13 protein-coding genes are annotated in these 14,812 nt (G+C 55.9%); 1 reads left to right on the forward strand and 12 read right to left on the reverse strand.

Annotated features, from left to right (window positions below):
* Positions 1 to 252: 252 nt before the first annotated feature.
* The 12 genes from ABEA92_RS15765 to ABEA92_RS15820 form a co-directional block, all read right to left on the reverse strand.
* Entirely contained in the window at positions 253 to 1,497 is a 1,245-nt protein-coding gene (locus ABEA92_RS15765; RefSeq protein WP_345684810.1) for a hypothetical protein, read from the reverse strand.
* Between the two features lie 534 nt (positions 1,498 to 2,031).
* Positions 2,032 to 3,039 carry a 2-hydroxyacid dehydrogenase gene (locus ABEA92_RS15770; RefSeq protein WP_345684811.1) on the reverse strand — a complete coding sequence of 336 codons (1,008 nt, stop codon included), beginning with the start codon at positions 3,037 to 3,039 and terminating at the stop codon, positions 2,032 to 2,034.
* Between the two features lie 121 nt (positions 3,040 to 3,160).
* Positions 3,161 to 5,413, reverse strand: coding sequence for a TIGR00730 family Rossman fold protein (locus tag ABEA92_RS15775; protein WP_345684812.1), 2,253 nt, complete (start codon positions 5,411 to 5,413; stop codon positions 3,161 to 3,163).
* Between the two features lie 183 nt (positions 5,414 to 5,596).
* Positions 5,597 to 7,342 carry a complex I subunit 5 family protein gene (locus tag ABEA92_RS15780; protein WP_345684813.1) on the reverse strand — a complete coding sequence of 582 codons (1,746 nt, stop codon included), beginning with the start codon at positions 7,340 to 7,342 and terminating at the stop codon, positions 5,597 to 5,599.
* A complete protein-coding gene (locus ABEA92_RS15785; protein WP_345684814.1) occupies positions 7,339 to 8,835 on the reverse strand; it encodes a complex I subunit 5 family protein in 1,497 nt (498 codons plus the stop codon). The genes ABEA92_RS15780 and ABEA92_RS15785 overlap by 4 nt, the downstream gene beginning before the upstream one ends.
* Positions 8,832 to 10,319, reverse strand: a complete 1,488-nt coding sequence (locus ABEA92_RS15790) for a complex I subunit 5 family protein (RefSeq protein ID WP_345684815.1) — start codon at positions 10,317 to 10,319, stop codon at positions 8,832 to 8,834. The genes ABEA92_RS15785 and ABEA92_RS15790 overlap by 4 nt, the downstream gene beginning before the upstream one ends.
* On the reverse strand, positions 10,309 to 10,635 hold the full coding sequence (locus tag ABEA92_RS15795; RefSeq protein ID WP_345684816.1) for an NADH-quinone oxidoreductase subunit K: 327 nt from the start codon (positions 10,633 to 10,635) through the stop codon (positions 10,309 to 10,311). The genes ABEA92_RS15790 and ABEA92_RS15795 overlap by 11 nt, the downstream gene beginning before the upstream one ends.
* On the reverse strand, positions 10,632 to 11,408 hold the full coding sequence (locus ABEA92_RS15800) for a Na(+)/H(+) antiporter subunit B (protein WP_345684817.1): 777 nt from the start codon (positions 11,406 to 11,408) through the stop codon (positions 10,632 to 10,634). The genes ABEA92_RS15795 and ABEA92_RS15800 overlap by 4 nt, the downstream gene beginning before the upstream one ends.
* Positions 11,405 to 11,692 carry a Na(+)/H(+) antiporter subunit B gene (locus ABEA92_RS15805; RefSeq protein WP_345684818.1) on the reverse strand — a complete coding sequence of 96 codons (288 nt, stop codon included), beginning with the start codon at positions 11,690 to 11,692 and terminating at the stop codon, positions 11,405 to 11,407. Before ABEA92_RS15805 ends, ABEA92_RS15800 begins: the two co-directional genes overlap by 4 nt.
* Entirely contained in the window at positions 11,689 to 11,991 is a 303-nt protein-coding gene (gene mnhG, locus ABEA92_RS15810) for a monovalent cation/H(+) antiporter subunit G (RefSeq protein ID WP_345684819.1), read from the reverse strand. Before mnhG ends, ABEA92_RS15805 begins: the two co-directional genes overlap by 4 nt.
* Complete coding sequence (locus tag ABEA92_RS15815) at positions 11,988 to 12,260, reverse strand: MrpF/PhaF family protein (RefSeq protein WP_345684820.1); 273 nt, start codon at positions 12,258 to 12,260, stop codon at positions 11,988 to 11,990. Before ABEA92_RS15815 ends, mnhG begins: the two co-directional genes overlap by 4 nt.
* Complete coding sequence (locus tag ABEA92_RS15820) at positions 12,257 to 12,739, reverse strand: Na+/H+ antiporter subunit E (protein WP_345684821.1); 483 nt, start codon at positions 12,737 to 12,739, stop codon at positions 12,257 to 12,259. The genes ABEA92_RS15815 and ABEA92_RS15820 overlap by 4 nt, the downstream gene beginning before the upstream one ends.
* A 344-nt stretch (positions 12,740 to 13,083) precedes the next feature.
* Between ABEA92_RS15820 and ABEA92_RS15825 the strand changes: the two genes are divergently transcribed.
* Positions 13,084 to 14,775, forward strand: a complete 1,692-nt coding sequence (locus ABEA92_RS15825; RefSeq protein ID WP_345684822.1) for a hypothetical protein — start codon at positions 13,084 to 13,086, stop codon at positions 14,773 to 14,775.
* Positions 14,776 to 14,812 lie beyond the last annotated feature (37 nt).

Raw genomic sequence — 14,812 nt, forward strand, 5'->3', positions numbered from 1 at the left:
TTCTCTGTCCCCGAATTGCCTCTGAAAGAGGGGGGGCGTCATCAAGATTCAAGGCAGTACTCCTGCAAAAAACTGTCACTACCTGAAATTTTAAGCTCGTATCCCTCAGAGTTCTGGAGTCCGATGTCGCATGCTTCCTAGAGTAGTCAGTGACGACCAAGGGGCGACTTTTTTCGGCCATTTGCCAATTTTTGCATCCTGCCACTATTTCGGAACCCATTAGACGACTAACGACGCGGACAATTGCTGAGGTCAATTCTTAGATCGGCGTTCCTCCGCTATTTTTATCCAGTTGTTTATTGTTTTTACTTTTCCTTCGTCAAAGCGTATCCCACGTCCGATGCCGGAGCTAGTGTGAACTCCGATTGCCATCGGTCCGGTGCCATCAATGGTTCGCCAAATTGGGGCTCCGCTAGATGCGTCGCCAGTATCGATACTGTAGTTCAAGCGATGTTCGTCTACGCTCTGGATTAAACCGGAATCCTCCCAGATTTCTGGAAACGCGGCGTTTTGAGGTGGATCACGTGGATACGCAGAAATGCGAAAATAAACACGTTTTAAATCAGCTTGATTGAGTTGTCCTAATGCGAAGACCACATCGCTCCTTTTATCGGTAGCAATATTGCTTTCATTTCGGTCAACCAAGATTGCGCCGAAGTTAAAATTTTTTGAGTTGCCGTCGCCTCTTTTCCATTCCGGAGGGATTAGGAACTGTTCATCATTTGTAACTATGACACGGTCAATATATTTTCCTTGTCTGCCGCGGTACTGGCCTTTGCTTATTCCGATGAATACTTCGACTTTCTTTGCAAAGCCATCATATTCCCGATCTTTGTAAATTGAGTGTACTTGGTATGCAGAAGTTAGTACTAGGTTTGGGTGGACAAGAAAGCCGGTGCCGAAGAATTCTCTCTCTCTCTCTGGTTCACCATCCTTGTCGCGTTGACTTGCAGTGACGCGAAGGTGGCAGAGCGCCGGGTACGGAGCATCTTTGACCGTGGCTATCAGTTGGCGTTCATCTGATCCCGTAACAAGGCTATATGGAGAGACGCCAGTGTTTGGAGGCAGGCTTGCACCTTTTCCTGGTTGGCGGGTGTCTAAGTACGACTGAATATTGTCATTGTCGTCTTTGACCAAATTAGTTTGCAGCAGTAGCTTTAAATTTTCCGCCGCCGCGTCTGGATCTCCTGTTTTTATAGCCTCCAGAATGCGGTCTGCCTCAGCAGTCAGGTCAGCAATCTCTTGCTGTACTCTGGCGTTTTCAATTGACACACTTCTCTCAGATGAGCCATTGATCAACGCAACGATTGCGTTCCCGAACAGCCCTAGTACACCAGCAAGAGCAGCAACGAACAATGGGCTCCGCCATCGCCTTTGTTGCTCGTCGGCCTGTCTCAGGCGGAGTTCACGCAGGCGAATATCGACGTCATCGCGGTGCTTCTCTCGTTTTAGTTTTATGATTTCTCTGTCGAAGTCGAACTCAGTCTGGCCTGTCATAGTAGACCCTCTAGTTGCTGAGTGATCGAATGTCAATGCAACGAGTCTGTAGTCTTACTCACTGTACTCTCGTGGGGGGGGGGGCTGGCAAGTGTTAACTACCCGGGGACATGGCGCTTTACACAGGAGGCTGTTTGCTAGCGGACATTTGCTCGCCGCGTATCTTGTCTTGCTCCAGCGAAGAACTGTGCCCCTCTGGATGGCAGGTTGTAGGATGGGAAAGAGGCGGATGGTTCGAGCTCGGGTCGCCGATAGCCACCGCAATAATAATCTTTCTGTCGCACGAATTTTTCTGTCTACCCGTCAGCATGGCAGTAACCGAACGAAATGCACCGGCAGCGAGACTCAGGAGCAAAGCCTCTCTCGTAGCCAAACTCGCCAACGGCTTGTTAATTTAATCCAAATCCAATTCGCAACGGTGAGCCGTGGGCCGTAAGGCACCGGGTAGCGCGTGGGACCCGGCCGCTGACGCGTCGCGGCTCAATAAATCAACAAGCCGCCAAGTGTTTCGGATTTCGTCGATCGTTCCCGCCGCTAGGGTTGTGAATGGTCTCCGGCGACTTCATTTTTGCTGCTGCCGACACGTTCGATGTCGGCGATGTTTTGCAGCGTGGTTTCGGCAATGCACTGCAATGCTTCTCGCGTAAAGAAGGCTTGATGACCGGTGATGATGACGTTCGGGAAAGTCAACAAACGAGACAGAGTGTCATCGGGGATGACTTCATTGGACAAATCTTCAAAGAAGAAATCGGCTTCTTCCTCATAGACATCGAGGCCGAGATGGCCGATCTTTCCACTTTTTAATCCCTCCACGACTGCTTGCGTGTCAATCACGGCACCGCGGCTGGTGTTGATGATCATCACGCCATCTTTCATGTTTGCAATCGACTGGGCGTTGATCAGATGATGCGTCTGTGGCGTCAGCGGGCAGTGCAGCGAGATGATATCTGACTCGGCGAATAGTTTGGACAGTTCGCAATACTCCATGCCAAGTTCATGGCATTTCGCATTGGGGTACTCGTCGTAACCCAATAACCGGCAACCAAAACCCGACATGATCTTTGCAAACACGGTGCCGATTTGCCCTGTCCCGATCACTCCCACCGTGCGACCGCTGAGATCAAAGCCCAGTAGCCCACCGAGATAAAAATTGCCGTCGCGGACCCGTGCGTACGCACGATGGATTTTTCGGTTTAGCGTCAGGATTAAACCGGCTGTATGCTCGGCGACCGCGTGCGGCGAGTAGGCAGGGACGCGAACCACTTTGATGCCCACTTCGCGAGCGGTCGGGAGGTCGACGTTGTTGAAACCCGCACATCGCAAGGCAACGACGCGTACGCCTTGCTGGGCAAGCGAGCGAAGCACCGCTGCGTCGAGTTGATCGTTCACGAACACACAAACAGCTTGATGGTCGTTTGCCAGCTGCACCGTTTCGGATGTCAATCGCGGCTCGAGGAAGGTGAGTTCGTGACCAAGGGGTTTCGCGGCAGCACTGAGGAACTCGCGATCATAGGACTTTGTGCTAAATACAACGATCTTCATTGATTCTCTTTATTGCTTCTTAAAAAAAGGGTCCGGGATCTCGGTTCGCATTCACGTGTGGATGACGTTGCATTTAACCACGGTGGAAATTTGTAAATCCAGCCGGGGATTAAATACGTCGCTAAGTTTTGGTGGAAGCAGACTGTCCGTCAATGATTTGGTCGAGCCAGCGAGCGATTTCCTCGGGATCGTCCATTACTCGGAATCGTTGAACGTCTTGAGAGTCAATACAGCCTTTCTCAAGCACGGTGGTTTGCAACCAATCGACGATGGGACGCCAAAACTCGCTGCCCACCAGTACCACGGGGAATTGCGCCAACTTGCCCGTCTGGATCAAAGTCAGTGATTCAAAAAACTCGTCGAACGTGCCGAATCCGCCTGGGAAAATCAGAAAGCCGCGAGCGTATTTGGCAAACATCATCTTGCGGACGAAGAAGTAACGGCAGGTGTAGGACGCGTCGCAGTAGGGATTGATCGTCTGTTCGTGCGGCAGTTCGATGTTCAGACCGATCGAGGGGCTGCCGGCGTCACGCGACCCACGGTTGCTGGCTTCCATGATTCCAGGGCCGCCGCCGGTAATGATCGCGAACCCTCGTTCCCCCAACCGCTGACATGTTTGATGGGCGAGTTGATAAGAAGGATCGCTCTCGGGCAATCGTGCGCTGCCAAACACGGCCACCGATCGATGTCGACCTTCCAAGGCACGTGTCATGATTTCGATGCCTTGGATCAAATCGCTTTGGATCCGTAGGACTCGCCAAGGATCCTCGTGCAAAAAGCTAATCGGACGGCGGGTTGCGCTATCTAAGAATTCCAGATCTGGATCTTCTGCCGCAACCGGGAAGATTTCGTCGACCTTGACCGATTCTGTCGCCGCGTCACCCGTTGCTTCGCTTTCGAGGGTATCGCTGATCGCGTCTCTTTTAACCGCCACCGCATTCGGTTGGCCGGCGTCGACAAGGCTGGGCCCTTGATCATTGAACTCGTGCACTTCGCCGTACGAGGGAACGGACACATCAAACCCGAACCGCGTCTGGATGCTGCGTTTCAGTGCGAGAGCCGAACTTTCCTCGCCGTGAGTCAAGAAGACCTTTCGCGGTGGTTGCTCGAAGTGATTCAGCCACTGCAGCAATCCGGTGCGATCGGCGTGCCCCGACAATCCAAAGACCTGCTGGATCTTGGCGTCAACGCTGTACTGGCGACCGTGAATGCGGACTTCCTTTTCGCCCGCCAGAAGCCGGCGGCCCAATGTGCCTTCGGCCTGAAAACCGACGAACAGGATGGTGGATTCGGGGCGACGAATGTTGCTTCGCAGGTGATGTTTGATTCGGCCCGCGTTACACATTCCCGCCGGCGCCATGATGATGCAGGGCTTCTTGTGGTGATTGATCGATTTTGATTCATCAACCGTTCGTGTCATCGTCAAACCGGGAAAGTGAAGCGGCGGCTCATCACACTCCACTGCTCGCACGGTCTCATCATCCAGCCAACTGGTGAATCGCCGGAAGATATTCGTGACGTCGTACGCCATCGGGCTATCGAGAAAGATAGGGACGTCGGGAATTCGATTTTTGTGGACCAAGCGACTCAGGAAATACATCATCTCTTGAGCCCGTTCGACGGCGAACACGGGGATGATCAAATTACCGCCACGCTTGATGGTGTCGTTGACAATCGTTTCAAGCTGTTCTTCGACATTCCCGCCAGCCTCATGGTCGCGGTCGCCGTAAGTCGATTCCATCACGACATAGTCGGCACGCCGAAAATAGGTGGGATCATGAATCAGCGGTTTGTCGTGTTGCCCCAAGTCTCCCGAAAAGACGATCGTTCGCTCGCGGTCAGGCTCTTGGACTCGAATTTCTAGTGACGCCGATCCAAGGATGTGTCCTGCATCGTGCCAAGTCACCGTGATGCCGGGCACGATTTCGGTGGCAACGCGATAGTCGACTCCGCGAAACAGCTCGATCGCTTTCTCAACGTCCTTGTCTGTATAGAGAGGCACTATCTCGTGCGGTCCGGTGCGTCCCTCCTTGCGATGACGTCGCCGCTTGTATCTGGCGTCTTCGGCTTGAATCTTGGCCGAGTCCTTGAGCATCACATCGGCCAGTGCGACGGTCGGCCTTGTGGCAAAGATTCGGCCTCGGAAACCATCCGCTACGAACTTGGGAACGAGTCCGATGTGGTCGATATGAGCATGCGTGAGAACCAAGGCATCGATACTGCCCGCGGGAATCGGACAGGCATCCCAATTGCGCGACAGAAAATCGCGTTCTTGGACCATGCCGCAATCAATCATGATCCTTTTGCCGCAGGCTTCCAAACAATAACGTGAACCGGTCACGTTTCGATTGGCGCCCAGGAATGTGATTTTCATTGTCGGACTCCGTTTCTCGTTTGGCGTGATCCGCGGGCAATGAGATGGCATCCCCACAATGATTTCCGTTTCGACCCAGGTCGATTATATCACAATCGGGGTGATGGCAGCCGTGAACCAGAGCGGCGATCGTTTCACAGTCCGCCCTGCGGAAGGAGCCGATGCGAGTCATGCTTCCTCGCATCAAACGTTCAAGATGCTCAGGATGAACAGCAGGGCCGCGATGATACCGATCAGCAAACCGGCAACGGTATCGTTCTCTAAAGCACGACTCAGAGCTTCGATTCGATGTGTATAGAAAATCGCCAGCTTGGCGCGCAAGCGACTCGTCATGTCGATGACGGCGGATGCTTCGATGACGCTAATCGATGTCCACACACTGCCGCATTTTTCTAACGCCAACGTCAGCGGAACCAACAAGTCACCAGCGGGAATGTGGACCTTCTTCAGCGATCGACGTAGTCCGCCCACCAAGGAAACCAACAAGACGATTACGACCGCGATCAGGATTGGCCAAGTTGCGGCCCACGCCTTGTCAGGGGCTAGCGAGAACCAGCGGGCTTCGGCCGTGAGTGACCAACGCAATCCGAAAAACAATAACACGACACAAACCGTTAGCATCCCCCACGGAATCGCGATCGCTCGGGTTAACTCGCCATGCAAATGCGAGCGGTGGGGACGGACCAGATACAGAAACCGCGAAACTAGCAACGCGGTTGTGATGCTTGTCAGTGGCAGAATCCAGGTGAGTGCCGAGGCCCAAGGGGCTGCCAACAACGACGCAGATTCCTTGAGTGCCATTTTTGCTGCAAGCCCGGTCGTCAGTGGAAGTCCCGCCAAAGAGAATCCGGCAACCACCAACCCGGCGTTCACCAGAGTTCGCTGCCATGCTGCCTGCATTTCAGCTTGGGCGACGCCGACGCCTAGAAACAGCGAAGCCTTGACGATGGCATGGTGGGCTGCGTAAACGAGGATCGCTACGGAAATCATGGGCCACGACGAAGGAGCCATCATCGCGATGCCAATCATGACGCCGACAAGCCCCATTTGGCTGACACTTGAATAGGCCAATACCGTTTTGGGGTTGTCTTGCGTTAGTCCAAACAAAACGGCCAGGAAGGTGGAGGTGAATCCGGCGACGATGCAAGCGACCCCCCAGTCGTTCATGGCAACTGCGCCCAATGGCAAAAAACGGAGCATCCCTAGCAATCCGGATTTGATGATCGCACCACTCAAGACCGCGCTGGCTGGCGTGGGCGCCGCCGGGTGAGCCAGCGGCAGCCAAACGTGCAGCGGCATCAAGCCTAACTTGATCCCGAACCCGACCACAATCAAACCCACAATGGCGTGCCGAAACGGTGACACCGCAAGCTTCTCGGCCAAGCCGGCGAAATGTAGCATCTCGGTTTGTTGTGCGGTCAAGAGAACGGCCCAGAACAGCAAGACTTCGCCAAAGATGACCAGCATGATGTAGATGCGGCCTGCACGAAGGCTAGCCGGTTTGCGATCGTGGACGATCAATCCGTATGCGGCAAGACTCATCACGGTGTAGAACAGCAAAAAGCTACCCATGTCCTGCGAAACAATGACTCCCAAATTGCCCAGCATCGTTATCAAATGAAACAGGTCAAAGCGGTCTCGCGCCGCGTCCTTTGCCAGGTAAGCGACTGCATAGATTCCCGCGGCCAGCCACAGGACGGAAGTGAATGCCAGGAAGACTCGTCCGGTTGCGTCCAGCCCCAGTCGCGAACCGAACAGCAACCAAGGTAGATCGACGGCAAAATCCGACGCGACAATCGACAGTAGCAGTGCCGGCAGTGGCGCCCATGCTGTGAACCGCCGCAATCGTCGGCGCGTCGACGGCAGGGGCCATGCCGCAATCAGCAGCAGCGGAAACAGAATCGTCAGCAGCAATAGAATTTCGTTCATGGCCGGTACTCCCGCTCAACGATCAGCCGGGCCCAATCCAGCGGGCTGAACGGGATGCTGGCAAGAAGTCCAACTAAGACCACGGAGATGGCGGTAAAAACCGGCGGGACCAGTAGCCAAAGATGGGTTTCGAACCGTCCGCGTTCGTGATCGTGCGGCCATGGGCCATCGGGCGGTTTGAACCAAGTAGCGTACACAATCGGCAGAAAGTAGATTGCGTTCAGCACCGTGCTGCCGGTCAGCACCCCGACCACCCACCATTGCCCCGCAGCGATCGCCCCGCTTCCCAGCAACCACTTGCTCACAAAACCTGCCATCGGTGGGACGCCGATCATCCCCAACGCTGCGATCGTGAATGCGGCCATCGTCCAAGGCATCCGTCGGCCGACTCCATTGAGTTGGCTGACCTTATGGATGCCCAGCGTTTCCGCCAAATTACCTGCGGCAAAGAACAGCGTGATCTTCATCAGTCCTTGATGGACCAAATGCACGATCCCGCCAACGGTCGCGATCGGGCCCGCGATGGCAGTCCCCAAGGCGATATAAGAAACCTGGCTGATGGTCGAGTAGGCCAAACGCCGCTTTAAGTCGTCCTGATAAACCGCCCGCAGCGATCCGTACAAAATCGTCACCGCCGCCACGATTGCCAACGGAGTCGCAACGCCAAGCTCTGCAGAAAATCCCACGCCGAACACGTCGTAGACCACTCGCACGATGCCAAAGGCGCCCGCTTTGACGACAGCCACCGCGTGCAACAGCGCGCTGACCGGAGCGGGCGCCACCATGGCTTCGGGTAGCCAACCGTGCAGCGGGACCAAGGCTGCCTTGACGCCAAAACCGAGAATCAGCAACGCAAAGATCCAGCGAAACGTGTTGCGATACTCATGGCCGGCACTCTCTAGGAATCCGCCGACGACGAACTCGACCGGACCGACGATCGACTGCAGCCAAACCATTGCCAACAGCAGAACCGCGCCACCGGATACTGTGTACGCCAGATAAATCCGTCCGCCGCGAATCGATTCCGGGGTGCCACGATGAACGACCAACGGATACGTCGTCAAGGTTAGCATCTCGTAGAAGACCAAAAACGTTAGCAGGTTAGCGGATAGAGCAACTCCTGATGTCGCCGCTACACACAAGCTGAAAAAGCCAAAGAAGCGACCTCGGTGCGGCGAATACTCCAGATAACCGATCGCATAAATCGTTGTCAAAAACCACAACACGGCCGACAGCGTCACGAACAGCAACGAGAACGGATCGGCGTGCAGTGCAAAATCGATACTTTGAGTGATGGGAAAACGCACCACGTAAACGTGGTTTTGAGACACACCCCACAGCATCATCGCCACGAGCAACAGTTTCACCGATGCACCGCCGAGATTGAGAATCGTGCGGGCCCGACGGCGTTCTTCGCCCAGTGCGAAAATGACCAGCCCCGGAATCAGCGAGCTAGCAATGACCAGCAGGGGCAGCAGGTGATCCAAGTTCATGGTGTGCCTCCGCCGCTTGCTGGTGAAAAAGGCGCCCCGATTTCCAGTAACCCTAGTGGTTGATACGCCATCACGCCCAAGGCCAGCGCTGCGATGGCCAACGCGAGCGGCGTCCACTGCATCCAAGGCGAGATCGGACGCGTCGCTGTAGGATCGGACGCGATCGGATCGATGTTCTCCAACGACTTTGCCACCACGCGAAACACATAGACCGCGGCGAGAATGCCCCCGACCAGCATCACCAGGGCGTAACTCCAGCGACCGGACGTGACCGCGGAATTCAGCAGCAGCCACTTCGACAGAAACACGCCACTGGGCGGCAACCCCATCAGGCTGACCCCGGCAATCGCGAAGGCAAAGATTGTCACGGGTTGTCGCTGAGCCGCCCCGGCCAATTCATCGATGCGGTCACTGTCGTGTGCATGTTTCAGCGACCCCGACGCCAAAAACGCTGCCGCTTTCGCCAACGAATGCGACATCGCGAAGTAGACCGCCCCGCTCCATGCATTCCACGCGACGGTCGTCTCGCTCGTCAATGAGAAGACCAAAAACAAATAGCCGATCTGAGCGACCGTCGAATAAGCGACCAGCAGCTTCAAATGCGTTTGGCGAATCGCTTGAATCGAGCCCCACAGAATCGCAATCGCACCGAGAACACCCAGCAAGTGACCTGCCGATCGCAAGTCCGCGTAAGGAAAGACATCAAACCACAACCGCAACAACACGTAAAACGAAGATTTTAGCACCAAACCTGACAACAGAGCACTGGCCGGAGCGGGGGCAGCCGCATGAGCCGGAGGCAGCCAATAGTGAAGCGGAAACAAGGCAGTCTTGAGTATGAGTGCGACGGCAATCAGTACGATCGAACAGCGGCTCGGCAAGTCGAATTGAAACTTCGTCGCCAGCAGATGCAGATCGACCGTTCCATAGCTGCTGTAGAGTAACGCCACCCCCAGCAAAAAAAATAGCGATGCGGTAACCGCGACGATCAAGTACCGCAGCGCAGCTGCCAACGCATCGACCGTGCCCGCCAATCCGATCAACGCGACCGCTGTCAACGTCAGCAGTTCCAAGGTCACGTACAGATTGAATAGGTCGCCGGCCTGAGACAACGCGTTGAGCGACGCGAACAGAAATAAGCACAACGGCCAAAAGTAAACAACGGAGTCGCCACTGCGAGTGTGAGCGAAGTACGATGATGCGTACACCACAACGCCTAGTCCGACGATCGCCGTCATCAGCAGCATCAATCCACTCAGCCCGTCGACATACAAGTCGATTCCCAGCGGTGCCCCCCAACCACCGACTTCGTACCGCAGACTCCCCTGGTAAAACACAGAACGGGCGACATGGCTTGCCAGCAAGATTTGCAGAACCGCGACCCCAATCGTCAGCACCACCGCAACTCGGCGTGCGACAAACGCAACGATGCCTGCAGCCAGCGGCAACGCGATTAATCCGATCATCGCAAGCTCAGCTGACATCCGTTTCTCGCCCTTCTGCATGCAGAGAAAGTTCGGTCCGCTGAGTCTCGCGGTGTAGACGACGTAGCAACGCCAATGCGAGCGCCGTCGCACTGACCGAAACGACCAGCCCAGTTAACACCATCGCATGGGGTACCGGATCGGGCTGGCCGTCGGGAGTCCGTTGAGCCAACGCGACCAGGACCAGGAACGTGCCGCTGCCCATCAGGTTCAATGAAATGACTTTGCGGAGCAGATGTCGGCAGATGACGACACCATAGAATCCGATGCCAAACAGCACGACTCCACAAACGGCATACAGAGTGGCAATCGTCACTGCGCGGCCTCATCACGTGGCGTCTTGTGGTTCGGCATCTTGTTGTTGGGAATCTCGCTACTGTTAATCTTGCTGTGGGACCGTTCGGATTGAGTTTCTCGCAGCGTTCCGCTGCTGAATAGTGCCAACAGAATCGCAGCGATTGAAACGGTCGCTGCCGATTCAATGACCAGAATCAACGTCTTGGCCACCGACGGGGGATATTCCAAGAAACGCCGCTGACTCAACATGACCGCGGTCGCCACCACGAGAAAGACGGCCAGCCCCGCCACCAACAGCAGTCGCTCGCCACGCTGGGATAGCTTTCGCGTCCACGACACGCCGCCTAGTTTCAACAGCACGCCCAACGCAGCCAACACCGCTGCGGCCTGAAATGCGCCGCCCGGTGCGTGCCCACCGACCCACAGCAGATATCCGGCGACCATGATCATCACGGGGGCAAGGATGCGAATGAAACCGAGCAGCACCGGATTGGCAGACCGAGCTGGCTCGACGACAAACGACGCATCGGAGGCCGTCAATACGCGTGCACCGATCGCGGCCAGCAACAAGACAAGAATCTCTAACAGCGTGTCATAGCCGCGAAAGTTTAACAGCACCGCGGTGACCGGGTTCTTGGCACCGGCCGCGTCAAGATTGGCGATCGCCGCAGCGGACAACCCGATCGCTTCGCTTGGCAAACGAATGATCGCAACCACGATGGCGCCAGTGATTCCCGCAACGACGAAGGCAAATGCGATATGAATGATCGCGATGGGGGGGCGTTGACTCATGTGTCGGCATCCATCGTCTCAGGCGGCGTCCTCGGGCCAGTCCGCTTCGTGATCGCCGTCAACGTCGAAAGCAACAGGGCGCCGGTCAACCCCGCACCAATCGCCGCTTCGGCCAACGCAATATCCGGTGCGTCCAGCCGCGCCCATGCCAAAGCCATGACCAAACCCAGCACGATGAACAGCACAATCGCCTTGAACAGATCGGACGTGGCAAGTGTCTGCCAAGCCAACCAAAGGAGGCTTCCGCACAGCGTGATGTCCAATATCCACAACAGACTGTTCATCGTTTACTCCACGGTCGCTCGCCGCGACGGACCGCCGACTGCGCGATCAAGTGGCACGTCGTTGCGCCAGCCACCAAGACCAGCAGCCAGATCAGCACCAACTTGGACGCGACAAACATCGATCCCGATCGCAGCAACAACCCCAGCACCAACAGCCCCAAACCGACATTGTCCGCTTTCGTCGTCGCGTGGAGCCGCGTGAACACATCCGGAAGACGCAACATACCAACGCTGCCCGCGATGAAAAACAGACAACCAACTGCGATCAGGACAAGGGACGCCATGTCAAGGATGCTCATTCCTGCTCTCCCGTTTCCATTGCGTGATAACGCTGGACAAATGCGATTCCGGTGACCGCAGCCAGCAACGCGAACACCAACGCCACGTCCAGTAGCGCCGGTCGCGAGATTGCTTCGGAGAGCAACAACAAAATGGCGACACCCGTTGTGCCCATCAACTGTGCAGCCAGCATCCGATCCGACGACGTGGGACCGCGCTTCACGCGAATCAAGCCCGCAACCATGCTCGCCAACAGCACCACCACAAACAGCAACAACGTCTGCGTCATCTACTTTCTCCCGGATCCTCAAGCGAGTTTAGATGCACCGCAAACAACTTGGCAACCGCGTCTTCGAGTGTAGCCAATTCCCGTTGGATCGGCTGATTGATATCCATCGCGTGCACGGTCAACACATTTTTGCGAACGTCCGCACTGACCGTTCCTGGCAGTAGATTCACCACGTTCATGAAGAACGTTCGCGCCGTACCGGCGGGCAAACGCAATGGATACGCGATCATCTGCGGATCAATCGGTAATTGCGGATGCATCGATCGCCAAGCCACGTCAATCCCGCCCCCGATCGATGAGCGGACGAAATGGGGGGCAAAGCGGAGCAGGCCTATGACCGACCAACGCCAGCGATCCCGAGACGCCAAACGCGCCTCAACAAGTGATGCTGCCAAAACCACAGGCACGCCGACGATCCACGCGTCGCGTCGCGTCTCCGTTAGCAGAGCCCACAAGCCGGCCAAAACGATGAAGGTCACTATCGATCTCATGGCAGTATCATAAGCGAAGTCGGCGCCTCAGGCGTGCTATGCGTCCGGCGTGCGATGCGTCCGGCGAAGATGACCCTTGGTCGGCTGGGAAGACGGCAAGGAGGAAAGCGTTTGCAACGAATTGGCATGCGTAATGCATGCATGTTTGCTCGGTCGGCAGCTTGGTATTCCCCGCATTGGGATGCACAATGAGCTCAGCGTGTCTCGAATCCCGCTCGTAACGTTTTCAGAGCGAATTAGTGACGAAAAGTCCCATGCGACAACTAGAATCAAAGGGGCGGGTTCTGCGTGACACGCTGCATCGGGGACTCAATTTACACCTTGGATCAAATATGTCTCAAAACCCACTCTCTGCCATCACCACCCTTCACACGCTGGTCTTTGCCACAATGGGGCTATGCTGGATTGGGAACGTCGATCCGGTGCTGGCCCAAATCGAAAGCGGCGTGCCCCAGCCGCCGCCACCCCCGCAGGCTACCGCTGACAATCCGGCAACAGTCGCGGCCATCGATGTGATCGATCGGGACGCTACGAACGAACTGGAGTCCAATGAGCTGGGATCGAACGAACTGGGGTATCGGGCGTTGCTCCAAGGACCCGTGCACGAGGCATTTGCATCGCAGGCCGATTCCGGTGTGATCCTGCATCCGCGCGTCCACTCAGAAAAACCGCCAGCGAATGTTCGCGAGCAACCACCAGAAGATCGTCCCGTTGGCGACAATCTGTTGTGGATCCCCGGCTATTGGTCTTGGGATGATCAAGCCGCAAAGTATGTCTGGGTGAGCGGCGTCTATCGCAAGGTGCCTCCGGGACGAACGTGGGTGCCCGGCTATTGGAGTACTCGCGGCGAGGGCTATCAATGGACCAGCGGTTTTTGGTCCAGCACGCGTGCTGGCGTTGACGACCAAGTCTATCTGCCTCCGCCTCCCCAATCGATCGATAACGGACCGAGTGTTCCTCCGCCCGATGATGATTTCTTTTGGCTGCCCGGATCATGGGAGTATGACGATGGTGGTTACTGGTGGCGCAGCGGATACTGGACCCGTCACTACGAAGGCTGGGTCTGGCAACCGGATTGCTATATTACGACACCGCACGGTTACGTTTACAACACCGGGTACTGGGATTTGCTGCCGCCTGATCGCGGGATGCTGTACTCGCCCGTCGAATTCGATCGACCGGTGTACCTCAATCCAGGTTTTGTCTACCGACCTCGCTTGCCGCTAGCGAATTCCGCCGCCTTACTGCTGAATCTGTTTGTTCGGCGAGGACATCCTGGATTCTACTACGGTAATTACTACGGACCGTCGTATGCTTCGCTGGGATACCAACCTTGGTACGACCTGGGCTATGGTTCCGGTGGGTTTGGATCTCGTTATGCAGTGCCCTGGCTTTCTTATTACGACTGGAATTACGGTCAACGTGGATTCGATTTCCGAGGCAGCATGGGACGCTACAAGAATTATTACGGCAAGCCTGATCGTGGCGGTTCCAAATCGGTGAAGATCGATGCCGACATTGCCAAGTTTGCTAAAAACGGAAAACCGGAGCGTCGATCGGGCGACAATGCGGTCAGGGGGTCGCTGGACGACATTGTGCTGCGAGATTTCAACGGCCAATCACCGCCACGTGTCGACCGCCAGGCGAAGGGCAAGTCGTCGAAGCACGTTGACAATTTCAGTACCGCGAAACCGAAGAACAATTTTGATTCGCAGCGTGGATCCAATGCGGTTTTCACACCTTCTCAACCCAAGCACGACAATCCCAAACATTCGACCCGCGGCATGGCAGTCGAGAATCAAGGCAAGAAATCGCAAGCGAAGTCAAGCTCGACGCAAACGTTTGATCGCGGGCGTTCTCCGTCCTCGATCGAACATCCCCAGGCATCATCTCGCAGCCCGGGTTCGTTCGGCCGGTCTGACAAAGGCAACGGCAAGTCGGTTGGCGGTGGTAACAGCGGAAAAGGCGGGGGCGGTAAAGGCAACAGCGGCAAAGGTGGTGGCAAAGGCGGTGGTAAGAAGTGAGCCGATCTGTCACGGCATCATTCTTCCAGCAGCCTTG

This window comes from Novipirellula caenicola, from assembly GCF_039545035.1.
Classification (GTDB): Bacteria; Planctomycetota; Planctomycetia; order Pirellulales; family Pirellulaceae; genus Novipirellula; species Novipirellula caenicola.